Genomic DNA, 20,507 nt, shown 5'->3' with positions numbered 1-20,507 from the left:
CTCCCTATGCGAATTGGTACAGCGGGTTCTCTTTAGAGTCTTTTTCTTCCCAGCCAGCGCCTGCAAATGCGTCACCACCAAGCTGCGCCATCACGGCTGGGAAATCGACCATCACATAGTTATCAACGATTTTTCCGTCCTGCACTTTCCAAAAGTCCATGTAGCGGATAATCACTTTCTTACCTGTTGGCTCAATTCCCATAAAGGTGCCAGAGTGAATCGCTTCCTGTCGGCCAAAGGCTGCACACCATTCACCTTGAGTGATGCGAGCTTCATCAATGCATACTTTCTCCGAAAATGCTTCTTGGAATGGGCGTTGCCAGTTTGATTGAAACTCTTGCAGATTGTTTTTAAAACCACAGCCTGCATTACCTAGCCAACGAAAGCTTTCCGAGAAAAAGCGCCCCATGTTGTCGATATCATGATCATTGAGGCCATCCACCATCGCATCAATCACCGACAAAGTTTCGTCCGTTTTTGAAAGATCATTATCCTTTGTAAGCAAACCTTGTTCTGGTCGTGAACCTTGTGCCGTATCCGCCTGTTTAGTTGCTGTTTGAGTAGACATTTTCATTTCCTTATTCGTGAATGGCCGCAGCCACTAATTAATGTTTAACGGCTCCGTTAGCCTTTCACTGCGCCCGCCACTAGGCCTGAAACAATCTTCTTCTGGAAGAAAATGATCAGAGCAACAATTGGCAGAGTAATCGATACCGCACCAGCGGCCGTCATTGACCAGTATTTAATGTCATCGGCACCGAACTGAGAGATCGCAACTGGCATGGTTGAAGCATTGGTTGCCGTCAATGTCAGTGGAATCAAGAATTCGTTGTACGCCAATAAGAAAGTAAACAAACCTGTGGTGATAATGCCCGGCCACATCACTGGCACAATCGCTTTTGCAAACGCTTGGAATTGGTTACAACCATCCATCATTGCCGACTCCTCCAACTCTTTTGGAATGTTCATGAAGAACGAACGCATCATCCAAATAGTGAAAGGTTGGTTAATTGCCACCAGCACCAAAATAAGCACAATATGGGTGTCATATAGGCCGACCATTCGGGTGAACTCGTAGTATGGGATCAAGAACACCGTATGAGGTAGCGAACGGAAAATCAGCGCCAGCATCAACAGCCAAAAACCGAGTTTGCCTGGGTAACGCGCTAAGGCGTAACCAGCAAAACAACCTATGGTCAGCGAGATCACAACCACACCTAATGTGACGATAACGGAGTTCCACAAGAACTCACTAAAACCGAACTCTAACCATAAGCTGGCGTAGTTCGACGCGGTGGGTTCAAACACCCATACCGGAGGCGACGAAAACGCATCAACAGGTGATTTAATGGACGTCATGATGGTCCAGAAAAATGGAAACGCGCAGAATAAAACCCACAACGACATAATTCCGTACACCATTAACTTTTGCATATTTAAGTTACTAGGGTTCATGCGCGAATTCCTTTTTGCTCACGGTAAGTCATGTATAAGAACGGGATTAACAGAACGAATATCCCTAGCATTGTCAGTACAGATACGGCACTGCCCTTAGCCACGGCGTCTTGCACAATACCGACTCGGTAGTTGTAGAACATCAATGTTTCTGTCGCGTTCAAGCCACCCGTCATCACCGCTACCGAGTCAAACAGTCGGTAAGCATCCATAATACAAATCATCGAAATGAATAAGATCAGCGGCTGCAACGCGGGGATGACTACGTGCTTAATTTGGTCCCATTGGTGTGCGCCATCAAGTACCGACGATTCCAATGTGTCTTGCGGTATTGCTTGCAAACCAGCAAAGAAAACGATGGCTGCAAATGGTGTCACCTGCCAAATACCGTAAAAGATGATCAGTAGTCGGGATTCCAGCACGTCGCTAAACCAATAGATTTCGATACCAATTAAACTCAGCAAGTAAGTTACGTAACCAAAATCTTGGAACAACCATGAGAAGATCAGCGTGCCGACCACAGGTGTCACAACAAAAGGTAATAGGGTCGCGGCCATGAAGATGCCACGTATTTTCTTATTCAATTTGTTCAGTGCCAGCGCTACGATAAAGCCCAACACGAGTACGCTTATCACCACGCTCACGGTGTAGATGAACGTAAACTCAAACGCCGACCAAAATGCTTCGTCTTGCAAAATGTCGAGGTAGTTTTCCATGCCGACATAGCGCAGTTCGCCCTTAAAGTTGAATCGGTTAACCGACAAGTACAATGTCATGACTAACGGTGCTGCCATTAACAGCACCATTGAAGCAATCGAAGGACCTGAGAAACCGAGGAAATTCCGTAAATTCATGACTGCTCCTTAGTCAATGTAGCCTTGCGATCTCGCTTCCTTGTAATAGGCATCCGCTGCCTGATTCAGTACCACTTGAATATCCGCTTTACCGCTTAACGCATCGGGTAGTCGGTTGCCAATTTGAGTGTGCGCTAAGCCGTAGTAGCCTTCGGTAGGGAAAGACTTCGCGCCTTGAGCCATCATGTCTGCAAGAGAGGTTAAGTAACGGTATTCATCACCTTGTACTTCACTCGCTGATGTTCGAGACAAAAACGCGTATTCTGCGCCGTCTTTCATGTTCTGCTTCTTGAGTGTTTCCATCATGATTTTGAACACCAGTTCACGATCATTATTCAAACGGTGCGGGAATACATAGCCATCCCAGAAGATACTGGTTGAAGGAATTGTCGTTACCGCATTCGCCGTTGGCGCCATTGCATAGTTCACTTTCCCAACCACTTTAGACACTTGCTCGTTGTCCATTTCAGCAGCGCGTGTCGCCCATACATTGCCCATTGCTGCTTTGTCTTGTTGGAAGTTGACCATCACTAAGTCGTTAGACAACGACAGCGCATTTGGCGACATCAAAGGCAATAAAGACTTCAGGATCTTGGCCGCTTCCACTCCTTTCTCGCCATCAAATAACGGCTTGCCAGATTCATCAAAGTATTCGCCACCTAAAGATAGGTAGATGTTGGTAAATTCAGTCGCAACGTTCCAACCTTTGCCCATCGCTTGTGACAATGGGTAGTTGATACCCGCTTCTTGCAAGGTCTCGCCTGCAGTGACGACCTCTTGATATGTCGTTGGTACTTTGATGTTGTTCGCGTCGAATAAATCTTGGCGGTAGAAGAATTGCTGCATATTAAGCTGAATAGGCAACGCGTAGATTTCGCCGTCATGCCTAGTTAAATCCCAAATGCTTGGCGGAATATCATCGAGTTCGTATTCATCCCAATATTTTTCGACCAAATCGGTAATCGGTTGGATCTGTTCCTTGATCAAAAACTCATGAAAAGATTGTGCAGACACTTGAATCACGTCGTACGGAGAGTTACCGCGGCGGCTTGATAATACAATTCGCGCTTGTTCCTGAACTGCACTGCCCCCTACAAGCTTGTTCTTAATTTGTAATTCTGATGATGAACATTCGCCCATTTTGTCGGAGAAGTGCTTCAATACTGGATAGCTGTTAGATAGCAAAGAGATCTTGCCTTCCGCTTTCATGTCGCCGAGGTCACAGCTCGCCAGAGCCTGACCAGAAAACATTGCTGTAGTAATGAGTGCCAGTGCTGATAATTGCTTTTTCATTTGTTCGTCCCTTTCTTTTGCCGAGTTATGCTGCGTTTTCCGTGCATAATTCTTGTTGAATACGAATTCGTTTTTCTGTCACCGAATCAAATAAGTAGGTGTGTCCGAGGTTGAATTTGAACCCAACCTGCTGGCCTATCTCTAACTCGCTATGCTTGCTCGCTCGGCAAATCACAAACCCTTCATCAACTTTCACCGTGACCAAAGTACATTCGCCAGTCATCTCCACTGAGTACACATCCGCGACTAAGTGAGCATGTTCGATATCGGTTAATTCAACATCTTCTGGGCGAACGCCGAGTGTCACGCTTTCATGAGATAAATTAGAGAAGCCTCCGATCTGGCAGTTAGAGCCTTGGAATACGCCAGCACTCAAGTCGCCTTTGATGAAGTTCATACCTGGGGAACCGATAAAGCTCGCCACAAACAAGCTTTCTGGGTTGTTGTAGATTTCTTTTGGTGTCGCCAGCTGCTGAATTTTGCCTTTGTAAAGTACCGCAACCCGGTCGGCCAGTGTCATCGCTTCGATCTGGTCGTGAGTCACGTATACCGTGGTACGTTGGAATTCATGGTGCAGGTTTTTAAGCAATGCACGCATAGACACACGTAGCTTGGCGTCTAGGTTAGAAAGCGGTTCATCCATCAGGAAAAGCTTCGGCTCACGAACAATGGCACGAGCCAGTGCTACACGTTGACGCTGACCACCAGACAAAGTGGCTGGTTTACGATCAAGTAGGTGATCTAACTCAACGCGCTGCGCGGCTTTCATCACTCGTTCATGCAGTTCATCCTTTGGCACTTTTTGCATTTGCAGTGGGAAAGCAATGTTGCCATACACGGTTTTTTGCGGATACAAACCATAGCTTTGGAACACCATCGCAATGTCTCGGTCTCGCGGATGAGTGTCGTTCACTAACTCATCGCCGATTAAAACATCGCCTTCACTAGGAGTATCTAACCCAGCAATGATTCGCATTGTGGTGCTTTTTCCACAACCTGATGGGCCAAGTAATACAAGGAACTCTTTGTCTTTGATTTCTAATGAAAGTTCTTCTATTGCCGTAAAATCATCCCAGTGTTTCTTAATATTCCGTAAAGATATTGATGCCATATCCGACTCCGTTGCTCTATCCATAAGTTTTTGCATACGAATCCATAATGACAACCCAAGCGCCGATATCAACAAAAAATTAACATCTGAAACATTTTCGCTTCAAATCTGTGCTCACGCTCAAATAGCGGTCAATAAAACGTCAAAATGCTATTTACAGTCTTGACAGTGATGAAAATACACACAGCTTTTGGGTTCGTAGTCATAGAGAGGATAGACTTATGGATAGGTATGCAAAAATATAATCCAATTCCAAGTTTGGCGTTATACCAAGAAAGAAAAGTCTAAAAATGAGGGGGAATCAATAGGCTGACGCCAGCGATATAGCCTGCTAAGTCAATACTAAGTCGAGCTTGTCTTAAGCTAATCGTTACAAAAAAAACTCTGCCTTCAATCGCAGAGTTTCTATTTCTAATCATTGATGAATACTGCCTGTTGTATACACGAGGTCAATCACTAACAGAATGATAATTAATAGGAATTATTAAATGAAATCAAAATGTTTTACGTTTATTGGATGTCTTTTATATCTTGGAGGCCAACCTTTCGCTGCAGCTAATGAAGAAGCCAAATTATCAGGAAAAGTACGTTCCTCTTCAGCCACTATTGAGGATGAAGCGAAAAAATCTTACCCCAACTATCCCACGGTCATAGCAATGGACAAAGTGGCCTCTCAACTCTCAAAAGACAAAATAGATTCAATGGCTACACCTAAATTAAAGCGACAAACGGCAGCCGCCATTTTTCTCGGGTATTACGTTTCTCACACGCATACCGTCACAGAGTATTGCCAAGATAACGAGGCAGATGTTTCTACATATACCGAAGCGTTTCACTCACTTCATCAAAAAGAATTCGAGACTGCATTATCAGTGTTATCTTTTAATCAGAAAAAATTTATTCAGTTTTACGAAAAAATAAGACCACAAATGCTCGAACATAAGGCTCTTGATATCGGTTACATTGCTAGCGAAAATAGGCTAACGCTTAATCAAGCTTGCCAATTTCTATCTGATAATGTGAAACACTGGATACCAGAAATGCATATATCAGCCATACAGCCATTTGTGTATAGCACGTTAATGCTTGAGAACTAGGCATATAAAAGTTTGGCATTGATGCGACACGCCGCTCCCCAAAACTTGGAAGGAAAAAATGAAAATTCATTACCTTGAAATAGTGACACCAGAAGTCGATGCAACTTGCGAAACCTACGCTCAGCTTCACAATGTGACGTTTGGTGAAATGGAACCTAACCTAGGTGGAGCGCGCACTGCTGCGCTATCGAATGGCGGGATAATCGGGATTCGAGGCCCACTACGCGACACAGAAAACCCTATTGTTCGCCATTACCTGCTTGTTGAAGATATTCATGCCACCGTGGCCACCGCTGAAAAATTAGGCGCCGAACTTGCCGTACCTCCAATGGAGCTGCCTGGTCACGGTACTTGTGCGATTGTGATCCAAAACGGAATTGAAAGCGGATTTTGGCAGCTTTAGCGCTCAGTGACTGAGTTAAACTACGCTTAGATTAGAAAATGGAGTGACTAATATGAAGACCCCTAAAAGGCTCGAAAATAAGCATAACGCCTACCACGCTCATGTTTATTTCGATGCTGATACTTTAGCCTTTGCATCTAGCTTGCGTGAACAGATCAGTAATGAATTTCCACTAAAAGTCGGCAAACTACATCAAAAACCAGTAGGCCCTCATACCATGTGGAGCTATCAGGTTTTATTTAAAGATACTGACTTTGACGGGTTTGTGCCTTGGTTGGAACTCAACAGAGGTGATCTAAGTGTCCTCATTCATGCCGATACCGGTGATGATTTAGCGGATCATACTGATCACGCCTATTGGTTTGGTGATGTCGTCCCATTAGACTTACGAGGCTTTTAACCTAACGCACAGTAAACCTCAAATTCACACCTAGTTTTATCCTGTCAGCAGAACTTGAAGTAATGAGTACACGAGTAAGGGGATGAAGGGGCATTATTTCAGCCCCTTAACAAAATTGATTAAAGCGTCTCTTGCTCAAAATAGCGAAGGCACATTTCTTGAGCTTGAAGGTTCTTCTGCACCTTCTCGTTCTCTCTCAGCTCTAGATAGAGCTCAACACATTGCCTAACGCTCGTTTTTAGCGATTCCTTTTCTGGTTTCGCTACTGTTAGCTCAAGTTTCTTGCTGAACTCTGGAAGACGTGTTTCAACTTTTCTAACTCCCGAAGGCGTGAGCCCTGCTTGCTTTAACGCGAGCGGCGACAAGACCGTTGTTCTAATAAACGATATGAATTCCAAGGCTTCAAAATACTCACCTCTTGCTACTTTTGTCGCGGCGTAATGAGTCCAGATCCAAAAACGGTCTTCAATCCATTGCGGATCCGGCTGAGGGTATTGAGCTTCAGCTGTTTTGAATGTATCCGACAATAGCTGTTCTCGCTCCCAAAGCACTTTGGTATCGTCTACTCGTGTCGCAGCATCTGGCAAAGAAACGAATTTAAAGTCAACGTGAATGGCATCAGGAGCATAGATTGCAATCACGAGCCTTGGCTCACCAACATGCTCTCCAGTAAATGCAGCGACCTTACCGTCGACTTTATCTACCAGTTCAAATCGCTCTGCCATTACCGATTCAAACTGTTCAGGTTTGATGGCAATGACTAAGTCTAAATCGCTGTACTTATCTAATGTATCGCTAGCATAGGAGCCACTCGCTCCCATTCCCACAATTCGAGAATCTTGCTGAAATACGCGGATGATTTGCTTTAAAAGCTGCTTATGAGAATCAGGAAGGGTTTTAGGATATTTCATATTTTACCTTTGTATCTAACTAAGAGTTAAAACTACGCAGCGGTAGTTAGTGCGGTAAAATCAACGCAGCATTACAATACCTCTCGGCTTCACTTCAAATGCAACCACTTTTAAATTGGCCGAAATACGAGCTTTCAATCACGGGGACTTACTCCATAGATAAGAGCAAATCATTGGAAGAATGTGTTCGAGCGAGAGTCACTTTAGAAGGTAAAGGCTAGGCCTGAGCAAAATCATATTCAAGCGCGGCTTTCCTGTTATGAACATCCGCTCTACACCAAACACTAGCATGGTTTGATTTTTCGATATTTCATGATTTTTCATTACATATCGGCGCTTTTTACCGATTTAATTACAGGACGTAAAATCGTTGAAGTGGACAAGCCCAGACAGCAAACCTTAGCGGTATAGCGAAGACGATGTCGACACTCAAACCATTCTATAGCTTTCTAAACGACACCAAATCTATATTTTGAGTACTGAATACCCCTCCAAAAATAAGACATAAAAATGGCGGACATCACGCCCGCCATTTCATGTTCACCTGCCAATTAATTTAAGATATTTGGTAATGTTAAAGAGATCGCCGGAATGAAGGTAATTAGCATCAGTGCCACCAGCATTGCGCCGATCCAACCGATAATAGCACGCGACAATGACTCTATTGGGACTTTCCCCACTTGGCTGGCCATGAACAAGTTTGCCCCTAAAGGTGGTGTCACAAAGCCAATCGCCAAGTTTACTATCATCACAATACCAAAGTGCACCGGATCCATACCCAGCGACATAGTAATAGGCAATAGTATTGGCGTTAGAATCACGATAGCTGCTAGGGTTTCCATGAAGGTACCCACTAATAAAAGCAAGATATTGATACTTACTAGAATCAGCCACTTATTCTCGGTAATCGATAAGATAAATTGCGCAATCTCTGTCGGCAGTCTTTCAAGAGTCAGAATTCGACCAAAAGTCACCGACGCCCCAACAATCACCAACACAGCTCCAACCAATAACGAAGACTCCAGAATGATTTTCGCGACTTGTTTGTAATCAAGTTCTTTATACACAAACATCCCGAAAAACAGACCGTATAGCACGCCAATTGCAGCAGATTCCGTTGGAGTGAAAATTCCTGAATATATGCCCCCTAAGATGATCACCGGGAGTAACATTGCCCAACTGGCGCTTTTCAACGCGTCCAGTTTTTCGGGCCAAGTGGCTTTACGGTCATTGCCAGAATAACCTCGAATCTTGGAAACAATCACGCAGTATCCGATCAACACAAGGCCAACTACTAAGCCAGGGCCGATTCCCGCCATAAACATTTTAGTGACCGACACTTCGGCCGTAATCGCATAAACGATCATCACCACAGAAGGAGGGATGATAACGCCAATACCGCCAGACGAAGCAATCAACGCCCCAGCAAAACTGCGGTCGTAGCCTTTTTTCACCATAGATGGGATCATGGTGAGACCAATCGCTGCAACGGTTGCAGAGCCAGTACCCGAGATTGATGCAAAGAACATACAAGCGACAATCGCGACGATACCTAAGCCGCCAGTAAAGTGCCCAAAAAAGACTTCCGCCACACGTAGTAAGCGTTTTGAAATGCCGCCTTGGCTCATCAAGTTACCGGCCAATGTGAACAACACAACGGCCAATAGCGGAAAAGAATCTAGGCCAGTCACTAACCCTTGAACCAAAAACTCGACATTCAAAAATGGCAGACTGAAAATAGCGATCATGCTCGCAGCAGCAAGCGCGATCCCGACTGGCACACCAATAAGCAGCAGCAAACCAAAACTGCCGAAGAGTAATGCAGAGGTCATACGCTTAGCTCCAGGAGTCGATTAGAAGTTCTGTACTTAGCTTTAAGGTGTCGGTAACGACGAGCAGAGAATCGTAGCGACGTAGCTGGTGACATGATCTGGTTAATACGCTTGTAAATGCTCACCCCCAAACGTACCGCACTCAATAACGCGCACACCAATACCGACGCGTATAAACACGCAATTGGAATTTCCATTGCTGGCGCTATTTGGCCTAACTGCAAGCTACGCTGAATGACATGGAATCCAAACCAAGCAACAATGCCACTAAACGCTAAATGGATAAGATCAGAAACAATTAGGCTCGCATGGCTCCACGCACCTGGTAATTTATCGACAATAATCCGAATTCGAATGTGGCGATCATCGCGGATGCAGTAGCTGATACTCAGGTACATCGCCCATACAAACAGATAACGGGCGAGTTCTTCTGCCCATGCGATGGTTGCGTCAAACATCCTCAACCCAATCTGGACACACAAGATTATCGTCATCAAAGATATCGATATCACGATCAGACTAGGCTCAAAATATCGATCGAGCGCTCTTAACCACTTCATATTTCCCTCCCAAAGCGACCAAAACAATGAAGGGGGCTTTCCTACCCCCTAGAATTTTTGACTACAAGTTTTCAATTTCAGCAATCAGGCTATCAAACAAATCTTCACCCGTTTTTTCTCTGAGATCTTGATAAACCGCCGCGTTCATTTGTTCTTTCATCTTGCTTTGCACTTCTGGTGATACGGTGTTGACCGTCATCCCTTTCGCTTCAAGATCTTTGATCACGTCTTTGTTTTGTTTTGCAGCCAACTGGCGCTGTTTCGCTATCGTTTCTTTGCTCACTTCATTGATCAGCGCTTGTTGCTCTGGAGGCAATGAATCCCAGAAAGGCTTGTTCATGAAGAGTACGTAGTTGGTATAGATATGATTTGTAAGAGAAAGGTATTCTTGCGCTTCGTAAAAGCGTTCGGCGTAAATCGAATAAACCGAGCTTTCTTGCGCATTAATTAGACCTTGTTGTAATGACGTGAAAATTTCACCCCATGACAAAGGGGTTGGCGCTGTTCCGACAGATTTCCAAGCGCTGATCTGAGTAGGGTTCGATGCTGAACGAATTTTTAACCCTTTTAAATCCTCGATAGTCGAAATTGGCTGCTTATTGTTGGTCACGCTACGAAAGCCCACTTCCATGAAGCCTAAACCGTGAAACCCTTTTGATTCCATCGCGTTCAATAATGGCTGGCCGATATTCTGACTATCCAGTGCTTTATGTGCCTGAGCCTCATTTTCGAATAAGTAGAACACATCCAACACATTGAATTCTGGTACGTATGGAGCCAATAGAACCGAAGCACCAAACGTCATTTGCAAGTTGCCTTGTTGCACGAGTTCCGTTGTCTCGCGTACATCACCTAACTGACGGGCTGGATAAATCTCTACTTCAATTTCACCTTGAGAACGCGATTCTAGTTCTTGTTCAAAATACAACATGGCTTTATGAACTGGGGATGTTTCTTGGCTATCGTGTGCGAGTCGAATGACACTGCTTGCATTCGTAGTCAAACTTACAAAAGATAAACCAATTGCGGTAAGCGAGGTTAGAATATGTTTTTTCATTGCTCTTCCTTGTTTCGTGAATGAAGAAGAATTTATCAATTCATCTTCAGCACATTAATCGTCTAGTTTTAGTTGCTCGCGATTCATACCAAAATATTGCATACGAATCCAAAAATAGAACAATTAAGCAACAAGTCAATAACATCTCTTCATCAAATGAACGAAGCCACACTTTAATTGATGGAAATCCAAACAAAGTCACATAAAAAAAGCCCCGCTTGAAAAGCGAGGCTCTATTTAAAATACCACCGAATTGTCCCTAGCTAGTAGCAGTGCTACCTCTTTCCACTAGTACACCTTGCTCTAACAGATACTTGCCTTCAGCATCTTGGTTGCTGTTGATACGTTCCATTAGATCTTCAACGGCAACTTCAACAATTCTAGATATGGGTTGAGAAATCGTTGTTAAATCATAACTCGGCCAGCCCGACATTGGGATATCATCGACCCCCATCACCGCATAATCACCGGGGATAGTTTTACCAAGCTGACGTAGCCCATCCATCACACCTAAAGCAAGAATATCGTTCGCGCAGAAGATTGCATCAGGCTTAGTCACGTGCCCTACTACTTCTTTTGCGGCTGCTAGCCCAGCTTCAAAGTTGTATTTAGATTGAATGAATAACGGGCTGTTAGCTTGCTGCTCTTGCAGTTTTTGAGAGAAACCAGCCCAACGTTCGTCACTGGTCATTGAGCCAGCGTCACCACTGATGTACGCCAGTTGTTTGTAACCTTTACCTAACAAGTACTCTGCCGCTTGGCGACCTGCTAAACGGTTATCAACACCAACACTATTGGCATTTACACCTTCGACATAACGGTTGATTAGGCTTAAATGCACACCAAATTTCTCACATTGTGCAAACGCACGAGAGTTCATTCGACTGGTCGCAATGATCAACCCATCGACTTGGTATTCAATGGCACGAGAGATTGCTAAATCCAAATCTTCTTTATCGATCGGGCATAACACCACTTGGCCACCACGCTTTTGGATTTCCATCGCTAGCGCTCGCGACTGCATGTCGTACATAGGGTTCGATTCGCTATCCAGCGCAATCGCCACTAAACCGGTTCGATTCGAAATTAACCCACGAGCAATCGCATTAGGTGTATAACCTAACTTAGCCGCTGCATCCATTACCATTTTGCGCTTTTTTTCGCTGATACTGGCAGTTGGGCTGAAGGCTCGGGAAACGGTTGATTGAGAGACGCCAAGCATTTTGGCTACATCAATCGAAGTAACTTTAGCTTTGATAAATCAACTCCTTGGATTCATTGGGAAGATACTTCACTTCCCTTATTATGCCCATACAATACGTGCTCTATTGCAATTAAACAAAGACAAACTTTATGTATTCATCACAAGTTTTTCATTTTTAAACCCGTCGATGATCATTTTGTGCTCTGAACCCACGCAGAAGAAATTAACACCTAATTGCGACCACTCTTTAGCGGCTTGTCCATTAGCGACGAACATACCCACTGGTTTGTTGTTTGCGTGCGCAGCTTTGATGATTCGCTTACTGGCTTTTGTCACGCATTCATCTTTCACGCTGGCTGCGCCATAAGCGACAGCAAGATCAACTTGCCCGATGAACAGCGCATCAACTCCTTCAACTTGTGCAATTTCTTCGACGTTTTCAACGCCGATTGGGTCTTCGATTTGTGCGACCACGACTGTTGACAGCTTGCTGTCAGCCAAGTGCTGAGCCATAGGTTTAGTCGCATAGTGAGCGGCTCGGCTAGAACCCGCATAGCCTCTTCCTCCCTCTCCGTAGTGAGAGATTTTGGCCAATGCCTCTGCTTGTTGTGCGCTACAGACATGCGGGATTTGGATTCCGTTGGCGCCGCAATCCAACGCATTGAGAATCGTAGACGGTTGGCTGTCCTGAACTCGGACGATACAAGGCAATTGATTGGCTCTTGCGGCCAAAATACACGAATCCAAAGTGGTGCGGTCGAACGGTGCGTGCTCAGCATCCAATACGATGAAAGGCAGCTCCGCCAAAGCTAATACCTCAATAATGTGCGGATGAGGCGTCTTAACAAAGGTGCCCAGTACATTTTTTTCATTCAGTGTCGATTTAAAAGCGTCCATTTCACTAAAACTCACTATTTTGCAAAGGTATGCAAAACTTAACACACCAAAACGTTAACAAAGAGTGAAAACAACGTGATCAAATTAACATTATTGGATAAAAACCAACCAGTAAATTATCCCCAAACACGACACCCAAAAACAAAAATAAATTAAAAACAATAAGTTAATGACGAATTCAATCCGAAAAACGCCCTCCTTGTCAAATGTTAACAGGTTGTATATTGTTGTTTTGCATTCGTATCCAAAACCAACATTCAAACACGTAACAGCGTCATCAGCCCTCAAGGAGAAACACATGGCACGTATTCTAAAACACGGAATTACAGAAGAAGCTTCAGCATCCAATGACGTACAAGTTCGTCAAACCGTTGAGAACATCCTTTCAAATATCAAAACCAAGGGTGACGAAGCGGTTAGAGAACTGTCTGAAAAGTTTGATAACTGGTCACCAGAGCAATTTCGTTTAACCGATGATCAAATCCAAGCGTGTGTCGACGCACTAGACGAGTCGACTCGCCACGATATCGAATTTGCTCAAACTCAAGTTCGCAACTTCGCGCAAATTCAGCGCGATTCAATGAAAGATGTTGAAGTTGAAACCATGCCAGGTGTGGTTCTAGGCCATAAAAATATTCCGGTGAACAGCGTTGGCTGTTACATCCCAGGTGGTAAATACCCTCTAGTTGCATCCGCACATATGAGTGTTCTGACAGCAAAAGTGGCAGGTGTTAAGCGCGTCATCGCTTGTGCGCCACCATTCAACGGCCAACCTAATGTGGCAATTGTGGCAGCAATGGCAATGGCCGGTGCTGATGAAATCTACTGTTTTGGCGGTGTTCAAGCGGTTGGCGCAATGGCCATCGGTACTGAAAGTATCGCGCCAGTAGACATGATTGTTGGCCCAGGTAACGCATTCGTAGCAGAAGCGAAACGCCAACTGTTCGGCCGCGTCGGTATCGACCTATTCGCAGGCCCTACCGAAACACTAGTCATTGCAGATAACGAGGGCTGTGATCCAGAACTTGCTGCCGCTGACTTGCTAGGCCAAGCGGAGCACGGTTACAACTCACCAGCCATTCTACTAACCAATTGCGAACAGTTTGCCGAGCAAACAATCAAAGAAATCGAACGCCAATTAACGATTCTTCCGACTGCTGAAGTCGCGGGCAAAGCGTGGGCTGACTATGGCCAAGTGATCGTTTGTGACAGCTACGAAGAAATGGTTGAAGTCGCCGATGATATTGCTTCTGAGCACGTACAAGTGATGACTAAAGATCCTAAGTACTTCTTAGACAACATGACCAACTACGGTGCACTGTTCTTAGGTCGCGAAACCAATGTGTCTTACGGCGATAAATGTATTGGTACTAACCACACACTACCAACCAATAAAGCCGCGCGTTACACCGGTGGTTTATGGGTCGGTAAATTCATCAAAACCTGTACTTACCAACGTGTAACAGAAGAAGCGTCATTGAAAGTCGGTGAATACTGCTCTCGTTTATGTGCACTGGAAGGTTTTGCGGGGCACAAAGAGCAAGCGGACATTCGAGTTCGTCGCTATAAAGGCACAACCGAAGAGGTGTAATGCATGTCTAAATTAGCCTTAGTAACAGGCGGCAGTGGTGGCCTTGGAGCCGCCATTTGCATCAAGCTTGCAGCCAGTGGTTATCGCGTAATTTTTACCTATAACAGCAACGAGCAAGCAGCAAACCAAGTACTTGAACAGCTAGAAGGCGAAGGGCATCAAACCTATCGATTAGATGTTTCTAACTCTGACAATATCAAGGCACTCGCCAACCAGGTTCGTGAATCCTCCAGTTCACTGGATCTGTTAGTCAATTGTGCAGGCATGACGAAATTCGTCGCACACAATGATTTAGAAGGGTTAGACGACGAGTTATTCGACCGCATTTTCCGCGTCAATGTCCGCGCTCCGTTTGCCATGGTGAGAGCTTTTGAACCACTACTTAACGAAGCTAAAGGGTGTGTCGTCAACATAACTTCGATTGCCGCTCAAACGGCTATGGGCAGTAACATCGCCTACTGCGCGAGTAAGTCTGCGGTCGAAAACATGACCCGTTCATTAGCGCGAGCATTATCGCCAAACATACGCGTACTCGCGGTAGCACCTGGCCTCGTCGATACCGAATTCGTTAAAGGCTTAGACGATGAATGGCGCAATCAACAAGAGCAATCTACGCCACTGAAACGCTTAGCGTTCGACCAAGAGATCGCCAACGCTGTATATGCCGCATCTGAACTTCTGACCTTTTCCACCGGAACGACCATCGCTGTGGACGGTGGACGTCCACTCGGTAACTGATTAATGCGTGGCTGAACGTCGGCCACGCTCAAGGATTTTCCAATGACCTTACAACAAAAGATAAACAGCAACCTCGTTCGCTATATGGAGCTCATTCCCGGTACCAGTGCGTTTATTGATGCACGCACACCGGGTAGCGATCTAAAAGATAACTTCTGCATTATTGGCGCAGGCGTCGCAGAAAGCAGCCGCCAACATGTTCATATTCGCGAAACGGCTGGGTTTAATATTGGTGCAGCAGGCCAACCACCCGGTATCAAAAATTCGCTGCACTCACACCACACCGCTGAACTGTTTGTGGTATTTAAAGGGCAATTTCGCTTTTACTGGGGTAACGAAGGTGAGCACGAAGCCGTGCTTTCACATGGTGATGTTATCTCTATTCCAACCAACCTATTCCGCGGCTTTGAAGTGGTAGGTCGTGATTATGGCTTTATGTTCTCAGTACTTGGCGGTGACAACTCAGGTGGTGGTGTGGTTTGGCACCCATCTGTTATCGAAGACAGCCAAGGCTACGGTTTATACCTCAAAGCCGATGGCACCTTAGTCGATACCATCGATGGTGATGCCATCCCTAATGAATCTGAGCTAATGCCTTTACTGACCAAAGAACAGCTAGCAGAGTTTGATACCTATACAGCAGAACAAATGATGCCTTATGTCGCATTGAAGGATGATTACCGTCCTATCAAAAACGACTTTGAAGGAAGCCAAGCGAAACAATACGCACTAACAGGTCACCCACTTTCCGCATACGATTTCCAAGTAAAAAGCGTAGATGATGTAAGTATTTTGGCGTACGAACTAGGTGAAGGTCAGAGCATTCCTTTACACCAGAGAGAAGCGAAGCAAGTGCTGATCAACTTCGAAGGCGATACCTTAGTAAAAGTTCAAGATGGTGACGAACAAGCGCACATTACCCTAACAACAGGTGATGTGTTTAGCGTGCCGCAAGGCGCTGCAATTGAGCTGACTAACCTAAGAGGCAATAGCTTCACTTACTGCATCCTTGGTAACGACCAGCCTGAAAAGCCGCAGGTAAAATAACCATGCCTTCACTTGAAACGAATACTTCATCAAAAGTCCTTACTCAAACTGAAGGGCAAGGAGCACCTATTCCTTTGCTTTGGCTTCCAGGCTTACTGTGTGATGAAACGTTATTTGAAGATGTGAATAAGGAGCTGCCCGATTGGGTGGCGCCTACCACAGCTTCCCTCGGTAACCTTGAATCCATGCAAGCGCTAGCCAAAGAGGTGCTTAAACATGCCCCTGATAAGTTCATTCTTGGCGGCTTGTCTATGGGCGGGATCTTAGCATTTGAAGTGTATCGCCAAGCCCCAGAGCGCGTTACAGGACTTATCCTAATGGACACTAACTCTGCCGATGAAAAGCCAGAAGTATCCAGCAAACGGGACGCATTGGTCGCGAGAGCTCAACAAGGAGAATTCGAGTCGATCACGCCAGACGTATTGATGCCAGTTTTGATTCACCCACAAAAGCTAAGTGATGACTCACTTACCGCACGAATCAGTAAAATGGCAACAAATATTGGCCTTGAGACATTTTCTTCTCACGCTAAAGCGCTTGCCTCTCGTCCTGATGCTCGCCCTTTGCTTGCCGATATTCAAGTACCCACCTTGGTTTTAACGGGTAAAGATGACTTACTGTGTCCGATCGAAAATCACTTATTAATGGCTCAACACATCCCTGAGGTCACCTTGCATGTGATAGCAGAGTGCGGCCATTTATCGACAATGGAAAAGCCTGAGTTCGTAGCCGTTCACCTTTCTGATTGGCTCCAGATCAACCAGTCTAGATTCAACTAAAAAAGCCTTACCGCATTATTTGTCGGTAAGGCTTAAAATTCCTCTTAAAATATCAATTTCGCTTTATGGCTTACAATGGAAATTCAGCTTATTACCGTCTGGATCCCTGAAATACGCGCAGTAAAAGCCACCAGAGCGAACGCCAGGATCACCTTCATTTTGCCCACCCAAACTCAACGCTTTCTGGTGAAGCCTATCAACCATTTCAGTAGACGAAGCTCGCAACGCTACCAAGGTGCCGTTTCCGTTACTCGCTTCATTACCATCGGCAGGCTTTCTGATAGAAAATACTGGCGTGCCTTCACCAAAGCTCCATGCGAGAAAGCTATCCGAATTAACCACCTGCTTCGCTTCCATCATCGCTAGTAATGGGCTATAAAACGCATTCGATGCTTGAATATTGTTCGACCCTAAGATCAGATAACCAATCATTTACACTCTCCCTGCTAAGGTACAATCTCTGATTCTAAACCACGCTATTGTAATCAAAGCCAGTAAGCAATGAGCTACTCTACAAATGAGATATCGATTAGGTTCCTTACACAAGCTCGTTTACGGTTATACCTTAGTCGCTGATTCCCATTCGGTTAGAAGCTTCATCACGGCCTCTGAGGTTTCCCAAGTTGCTTTGGGTGCTTCTAACGACTTCTTACCACTTTCGTAAGCTTCTCTGATGGCACGCACTTGGTAGTAGAAGGCATCGCCGTCAGCAGCGACTTCAATTGTTTCTTTGCTGGACTCATAAACTTCAACTTCAAATGCATTATTTTCACTTGGCAGCCAAGGGTTAGAGGTAAATGTCAGAGCGCCTTTGCTGCCAAGTACAGTGAAGCTGTGTTTAAGCCCATAAGTCTCGGCGGTGTGAAGCTGAGCATTTACTTGGTTTGCAAAACGGAACGTGGCACTCGATTCACAAATATTGCCATCTTCACCAGCTCTACCAAACGCAGAAACTTCAAAATCCATCAATTGATCCGAAGTCATTGCTTGGCTTAACACTAAATACGCTAAAGACATCGGGTAGCAGCCAAGGTTGTAGAGCGCGCCTTTACTATCTGGGTTCACAAACTGAGAGATCGCAGCAACATAAGACGCTTGCACATTCTGAACCTCACCAATTTTTCCTGAGTTCAGAACGTTTAATGCTTCTGTGATTAACGGATGGCACAAGTACATTAATCCTTCCGCGAAAAATACGTTATGTGATTTCACGGCTGCAAGCGCTTGGTGCGTTTTCTCCATGTCGATAGACAAAGACTTTTCACACAGTATCGCTTTGCCTGCCGATGCGGCTTTAATAATAAACTCGTGATGGAGGTGGTTCGGCAGCGCGATATACACCATATCCACGTCAGGGTCGTGAATCAGGTCATCATAATCGGTGAAGGTCTTCTGCACGTTATGTTTACGAGCGAAAGTAACAAGGTTCGCTTCAGAGCGCCCGCTTACTGCATACAACTCACTTTGTTCATCGCTCTTAATCGCTTCAGCCATTACGTCTGAAATGAAACTCGTACCTATGATTGCCCACTTCATACTTCGCTCCTATTTGATGTCTAGCGGGTAAGATTCACTTGCCCAGCTCAATTCAGTGATTCCTTTGTCAAAAAATGCCTGAGTATGCACCGCTTCAAAGTGCGCGCTAAAGGCCGCTTGATCTTGGTAGATCTCCCACAACACAATATTGCGTGGGTTTTGCTTATCTTGATGCGCAACCGCCATTTCACAGCCTGGCTCGCTGTTCATATCAACACAAAATTGCTGAATAGCGGCGATCCCTTCTGCAAGATCCACTTCTGGTTTAATGGTAATAACGGCACTCACCGATAACTTAGCTTGTTGCTCTGGCATACATCACATCGATTTAATTAAGGAAAGCATCAATATAATTGTCGCCTCTGGTTAGATAAACTAGACTAGAATTCATTCTTAATAAACTCAGAGTTGATAATGGACAAATTGAAAAGCATGCAGGTTTTCATTTACGTGGTTGAAAATGGGAGCTTTCGTAATGCGGCCAATCACTTTGATGTTTCCGCCACTATGATCGGTAAGCATATTCAATTTTTAGAATCGTCACTGGAAACTTGCTTGTTGAATCGAACCACACGTAAGCAATCGCTCACCGAAAGCGGGCAAATTTATTACGAAGAATGTAAGCGAATTATTAGCGACATCACGTTAGCCGAAAATCGTATCCAAACCCTAGAAAACACGCCTATGGGTACCATCAAAGTCAATTGCCCAGTCACTTTAGGCAGTGAATGGCTAGCGCCTGTTGTGGCGAGCTTTTTACAAGCTCATCCACTGCTTGACGTCGAGATGACGGTCGACAACTCGATTGTTGATCCATTTACCTCCGACGCTGATATTTTGATACGCATTGGTGAGTTGCACGACTCTGCTTTAATCGCGCGTAAACTTGGGGATTACGAAGTGGGGTTTTGTGCCTCCCCCGCTTACTTGCAGCACCAAGGGACACCTAAGGATTTAGAAGAACTAAAACATCATGCCTGTTTGGGGTTTGTATTCAGCCAGGGACAAACACTACAAAGCTTAAAGTTGGAAACGGATGCCTTTAGTAAGAACAATGCTCGCTTAGCCTCTAACAACGGACATGTACTCAAATCCGCTGCGCTTCAAGGGGCTGGTATAGTACTGCAACCGAAGATGCTCACAGAGAAAGAAATCGAGCGAGGGGAGCTAATTGAAATGTTGAGTGATTTCGAGCCGGAGCCAAAGCCCATCTATCTACTATTTAGAAGCCGAGCGTTATCTCTCAAAACTCGCACTTTTGTCGACTTTATCGTGGAAAGCTTACAAGATTAAACACGCGATAAAGCCGACCTCTAGTCTTAGATAAGGTTAATCTAATACTTTAATTTCTATCGCGAAGATGCCATGAACAGGGATCATTTCTTTGTATTCATGGAAGCTATAGAGTAGCTCGATACCTTCTTCAATGGTGTCACACAGCGTCGACAGTACTTCCATACCTTCACCCAGTAGCAAGGCTTTCGGGTCTGGATATTGCCTTACTGCCACAACTTCGACCGTGAGTGCATTTGGATCGATCACGTCTAATCCAATAAACGGAGGTCCCGAAATCACTTGGAACGAGATTCTGTCTCCAACGGCAAGCTCATCGTAACGAATCGCTTCGTAGCTGTTATTGGTTCTGATCTCTACTTTTTTTGAGCCCGCACGAATCGCTTCAAGTGGGCCTCGGTATATTTCTAATGGATGAGTGTTCATGATTTCACGCTCAATATTTCACG

At 45.0% G+C, this 20,507-nt stretch carries 23 protein-coding genes; 8 read left to right on the top strand and 15 right to left on the bottom strand.

The features are described from left to right. Positions 1-4 precede the first annotated feature (4 nt). Genes ELZ11_RS06575 through ELZ11_RS06555 form a run of 5 tightly spaced genes read right to left on the bottom strand, consistent with a single transcriptional unit; the run spans position 5 to position 4,749 of the window. Positions 5-568 carry an ester cyclase gene (locus tag ELZ11_RS06575; RefSeq protein WP_137356585.1) on the bottom strand — a complete coding sequence of 188 codons (564 nt, stop codon included), beginning with the start codon at positions 566-568 and terminating at the stop codon, positions 5-7. A 56-nt stretch (positions 569-624) separates the two neighbouring features. After that, positions 625-1,455, bottom strand: a complete 831-nt coding sequence (locus ELZ11_RS06570) for a carbohydrate ABC transporter permease (RefSeq protein ID WP_137356584.1) — start codon at positions 1,453-1,455, stop codon at positions 625-627. Beyond that, on the bottom strand, positions 1,452-2,309 hold the full coding sequence (locus ELZ11_RS06565) for a carbohydrate ABC transporter permease (protein ID WP_137356583.1): 858 nt from the start codon (positions 2,307-2,309) through the stop codon (positions 1,452-1,454). Before ELZ11_RS06565 ends, ELZ11_RS06570 begins: the two co-directional genes overlap by 4 nt. Positions 2,310-2,318: 9 nt before the next feature. After that, positions 2,319-3,602, bottom strand: coding sequence for an ABC transporter substrate-binding protein (locus ELZ11_RS06560; RefSeq protein WP_137356582.1), 1,284 nt, complete (start codon positions 3,600-3,602; stop codon positions 2,319-2,321). A 25-nt stretch (positions 3,603-3,627) separates the two neighbouring features. Continuing rightward, positions 3,628-4,749, bottom strand: coding sequence for an ABC transporter ATP-binding protein (locus tag ELZ11_RS06555; protein WP_244291620.1), 1,122 nt, complete (start codon positions 4,747-4,749; stop codon positions 3,628-3,630). Positions 4,750-5,201: 452 nt separating this feature from the next. On the opposite strand from ELZ11_RS06555, the gene ELZ11_RS06550 reads away from it, so the two are divergent. Genes ELZ11_RS06550 through ELZ11_RS06540 form a run of 3 tightly spaced genes read left to right on the top strand, consistent with a single transcriptional unit; the run spans position 5,202 to position 6,613 of the window. Further along, positions 5,202-5,810, top strand: coding sequence for a hypothetical protein (locus tag ELZ11_RS06550; RefSeq protein WP_137356581.1), 609 nt, complete (start codon positions 5,202-5,204; stop codon positions 5,808-5,810). 58 nt (positions 5,811-5,868) lie between these two features. Then, entirely contained in the window at positions 5,869-6,213 is a 345-nt protein-coding gene (locus ELZ11_RS06545) for a VOC family protein (RefSeq protein ID WP_137356580.1), read from the top strand. Between the two features lie 52 nt (positions 6,214-6,265). After that, a complete protein-coding gene (locus tag ELZ11_RS06540) occupies positions 6,266-6,613 on the top strand; it encodes a DOPA 4,5-dioxygenase family protein (RefSeq protein ID WP_137356579.1) in 348 nt (115 codons plus the stop codon). Positions 6,614-6,732: 119 nt separating this feature from the next. Here the strand turns inward: ELZ11_RS06540 and ELZ11_RS06535 are convergent, their stop codons facing one another. The 6 genes from ELZ11_RS06535 to ELZ11_RS06510 all read right to left on the bottom strand — a co-directional run bounded on the left by ELZ11_RS06535 (position 6,733) and on the right by ELZ11_RS06510 (position 13,074). Next, positions 6,733-7,524: a nucleotidyltransferase domain-containing protein gene (locus ELZ11_RS06535; protein WP_137356578.1), complete on the bottom strand. Its 792-nt coding sequence runs from the start codon at positions 7,522-7,524 to the stop codon at positions 6,733-6,735. 551 nt (positions 7,525-8,075) lie between these two features. After that, on the bottom strand, positions 8,076-9,356 hold the full coding sequence (locus ELZ11_RS06530; protein ID WP_137356577.1) for a TRAP transporter large permease: 1,281 nt from the start codon (positions 9,354-9,356) through the stop codon (positions 8,076-8,078). Next, the gene (locus ELZ11_RS06525; protein WP_137356576.1) at positions 9,353-9,916 is read right to left on the bottom strand and encodes a TRAP transporter small permease; all 564 of its coding nucleotides are present in this window, start codon (positions 9,914-9,916) and stop codon (positions 9,353-9,355) included. The genes ELZ11_RS06530 and ELZ11_RS06525 overlap by 4 nt, the downstream gene beginning before the upstream one ends. A gap of 61 nt (positions 9,917-9,977) precedes the next feature. Then, positions 9,978-10,973 carry a TRAP transporter substrate-binding protein gene (locus ELZ11_RS06520; protein WP_137356575.1) on the bottom strand — a complete coding sequence of 332 codons (996 nt, stop codon included), beginning with the start codon at positions 10,971-10,973 and terminating at the stop codon, positions 9,978-9,980. Between the two features lie 259 nt (positions 10,974-11,232). After that, positions 11,233-12,195, bottom strand: a complete 963-nt coding sequence (locus ELZ11_RS06515; RefSeq protein ID WP_137356574.1) for a LacI family DNA-binding transcriptional regulator — start codon at positions 12,193-12,195, stop codon at positions 11,233-11,235. A gap of 129 nt (positions 12,196-12,324) precedes the next feature. Further along, positions 12,325-13,074 carry an HpcH/HpaI aldolase family protein gene (locus ELZ11_RS06510; protein ID WP_137356573.1) on the bottom strand — a complete coding sequence of 250 codons (750 nt, stop codon included), beginning with the start codon at positions 13,072-13,074 and terminating at the stop codon, positions 12,325-12,327. A 298-nt stretch (positions 13,075-13,372) separates the two neighbouring features. Here ELZ11_RS06510 and hisD point away from each other — a divergent pair, with 298 nt between their 5' ends. From hisD to ELZ11_RS06490, 4 genes are read left to right on the top strand one after another with little or no spacing between them, the layout of a single operon-like run. Continuing rightward, positions 13,373-14,665 carry a histidinol dehydrogenase gene (gene hisD / locus ELZ11_RS06505; RefSeq protein ID WP_137356572.1) on the top strand — a complete coding sequence of 431 codons (1,293 nt, stop codon included), beginning with the start codon at positions 13,373-13,375 and terminating at the stop codon, positions 14,663-14,665. A gap of 3 nt (positions 14,666-14,668) precedes the next feature. Beyond that, positions 14,669-15,403 (top strand): SDR family NAD(P)-dependent oxidoreductase, encoded by a 735-nt coding sequence (locus tag ELZ11_RS06500; protein ID WP_137356571.1) that lies wholly within the window; start codon positions 14,669-14,671, stop codon positions 15,401-15,403. A 42-nt stretch (positions 15,404-15,445) separates the two neighbouring features. After that, complete coding sequence (locus ELZ11_RS06495) at positions 15,446-16,450, top strand: cupin domain-containing protein (protein ID WP_137356570.1); 1,005 nt, start codon at positions 15,446-15,448, stop codon at positions 16,448-16,450. Between the two features lie 2 nt (positions 16,451-16,452). Continuing rightward, complete coding sequence (locus ELZ11_RS06490; RefSeq protein WP_137356569.1) at positions 16,453-17,229, top strand: alpha/beta fold hydrolase; 777 nt, start codon at positions 16,453-16,455, stop codon at positions 17,227-17,229. Positions 17,230-17,292: 63 nt separating this feature from the next. Here the strand turns inward: ELZ11_RS06490 and ELZ11_RS06485 are convergent, their stop codons facing one another. The 3 genes from ELZ11_RS06485 to ELZ11_RS06475 form a co-directional block, all read right to left on the bottom strand. Further along, positions 17,293-17,661: a VOC family protein gene (locus ELZ11_RS06485; RefSeq protein WP_137356568.1), complete on the bottom strand. Its 369-nt coding sequence runs from the start codon at positions 17,659-17,661 to the stop codon at positions 17,293-17,295. 126 nt (positions 17,662-17,787) lie between these two features. Further along, on the bottom strand, positions 17,788-18,765 hold the full coding sequence (locus ELZ11_RS06480; protein WP_137356567.1) for a Gfo/Idh/MocA family protein: 978 nt from the start codon (positions 18,763-18,765) through the stop codon (positions 17,788-17,790). A gap of 9 nt (positions 18,766-18,774) precedes the next feature. Beyond that, entirely contained in the window at positions 18,775-19,080 is a 306-nt protein-coding gene (locus ELZ11_RS06475; RefSeq protein ID WP_137356566.1) for a putative quinol monooxygenase, read from the bottom strand. Between the two features lie 99 nt (positions 19,081-19,179). Between ELZ11_RS06475 and ELZ11_RS06470 the strand changes: the two genes are divergently transcribed. After that, entirely contained in the window at positions 19,180-20,058 is an 879-nt protein-coding gene (locus ELZ11_RS06470) for a LysR substrate-binding domain-containing protein (RefSeq protein WP_137356565.1), read from the top strand. A 36-nt stretch (positions 20,059-20,094) separates the two neighbouring features. Here ELZ11_RS06470 and ELZ11_RS06465 read toward each other — a convergent pair whose 3' ends face one another. After that, positions 20,095-20,484, bottom strand: a complete 390-nt coding sequence (locus ELZ11_RS06465) for an ASCH domain-containing protein (protein WP_137356564.1) — start codon at positions 20,482-20,484, stop codon at positions 20,095-20,097. Positions 20,485-20,507: the final 23 nt, after the last annotated feature.

This window comes from Vibrio profundi, assembly GCF_005281835.1.
Taxonomy (GTDB): domain Bacteria; phylum Pseudomonadota; class Gammaproteobacteria; order Enterobacterales; family Vibrionaceae; genus Vibrio; species Vibrio profundi.
The sequence above is the reverse complement of the archived record's forward strand: the minus strand, read 5'-3'. Positions and strand labels throughout refer to the sequence as shown.

Excerpts from the sequence above, each read along its gene's own strand:
- ELZ11_RS06530 (WP_137356577.1), bottom strand. The coding sequence starts at position 9,356 with ATGACCTCTGCATTACTCTTCGGCAGTTTTGGTTTGCTGCTGCTTATT.
- ELZ11_RS06490 (WP_137356569.1), top strand. The coding sequence starts at position 16,453 with ATGCCTTCACTTGAAACGAATACTTCATCAAAAGTCCTTACTCAAACT.
- ELZ11_RS06565 (WP_137356583.1), bottom strand. The coding sequence starts at position 2,309 with ATGAATTTACGGAATTTCCTCGGTTTCTCAGGTCCTTCGATTGCTTCA.
- ELZ11_RS06470 (WP_137356565.1), top strand. The coding sequence starts at position 19,180 with ATGGACAAATTGAAAAGCATGCAGGTTTTCATTTACGTGGTTGAAAAT.
- ELZ11_RS06540 (WP_137356579.1), top strand. The coding sequence starts at position 6,266 with ATGAAGACCCCTAAAAGGCTCGAAAATAAGCATAACGCCTACCACGCT.
- ELZ11_RS06475 (WP_137356566.1), bottom strand. The coding sequence starts at position 19,080 with ATGCCAGAGCAACAAGCTAAGTTATCGGTGAGTGCCGTTATTACCATT.
- ELZ11_RS06535 (WP_137356578.1), bottom strand. The coding sequence starts at position 7,524 with ATGAAATATCCTAAAACCCTTCCTGATTCTCATAAGCAGCTTTTAAAG.
- ELZ11_RS06480 (WP_137356567.1), bottom strand. The coding sequence starts at position 18,765 with ATGAAGTGGGCAATCATAGGTACGAGTTTCATTTCAGACGTAATGGCT.
- ELZ11_RS06500 (WP_137356571.1), top strand. The coding sequence starts at position 14,669 with ATGTCTAAATTAGCCTTAGTAACAGGCGGCAGTGGTGGCCTTGGAGCC.
- ELZ11_RS06520 (WP_137356575.1), bottom strand. The coding sequence starts at position 10,973 with ATGAAAAAACATATTCTAACCTCGCTTACCGCAATTGGTTTATCTTTT.
- hisD (WP_137356572.1), top strand. The coding sequence starts at position 13,373 with ATGGCACGTATTCTAAAACACGGAATTACAGAAGAAGCTTCAGCATCC.
- ELZ11_RS06515 (WP_137356574.1), bottom strand. The coding sequence starts at position 12,195 with ATGCTTGGCGTCTCTCAATCAACCGTTTCCCGAGCCTTCAGCCCAACT.
- ELZ11_RS06555 (WP_244291620.1), bottom strand. The coding sequence starts at position 4,749 with ATGCAAAAACTTATGGATAGAGCAACGGAGTCGGATATGGCATCAATA.
- ELZ11_RS06575 (WP_137356585.1), bottom strand. The coding sequence starts at position 568 with ATGTCTACTCAAACAGCAACTAAACAGGCGGATACGGCACAAGGTTCA.
- ELZ11_RS06510 (WP_137356573.1), bottom strand. The coding sequence starts at position 13,074 with ATGGACGCTTTTAAATCGACACTGAATGAAAAAAATGTACTGGGCACC.
- ELZ11_RS06465 (WP_137356564.1), bottom strand. The coding sequence starts at position 20,484 with ATGAACACTCATCCATTAGAAATATACCGAGGCCCACTTGAAGCGATT.
- ELZ11_RS06495 (WP_137356570.1), top strand. The coding sequence starts at position 15,446 with ATGACCTTACAACAAAAGATAAACAGCAACCTCGTTCGCTATATGGAG.
- ELZ11_RS06550 (WP_137356581.1), top strand. The coding sequence starts at position 5,202 with ATGAAATCAAAATGTTTTACGTTTATTGGATGTCTTTTATATCTTGGA.
- ELZ11_RS06560 (WP_137356582.1), bottom strand. The coding sequence starts at position 3,602 with ATGAAAAAGCAATTATCAGCACTGGCACTCATTACTACAGCAATGTTT.
- ELZ11_RS06525 (WP_137356576.1), bottom strand. The coding sequence starts at position 9,916 with ATGAAGTGGTTAAGAGCGCTCGATCGATATTTTGAGCCTAGTCTGATC.
- ELZ11_RS06485 (WP_137356568.1), bottom strand. The coding sequence starts at position 17,661 with ATGATTGGTTATCTGATCTTAGGGTCGAACAATATTCAAGCATCGAAT.
- ELZ11_RS06545 (WP_137356580.1), top strand. The coding sequence starts at position 5,869 with ATGAAAATTCATTACCTTGAAATAGTGACACCAGAAGTCGATGCAACT.
- ELZ11_RS06570 (WP_137356584.1), bottom strand. The coding sequence starts at position 1,455 with ATGAACCCTAGTAACTTAAATATGCAAAAGTTAATGGTGTACGGAATT.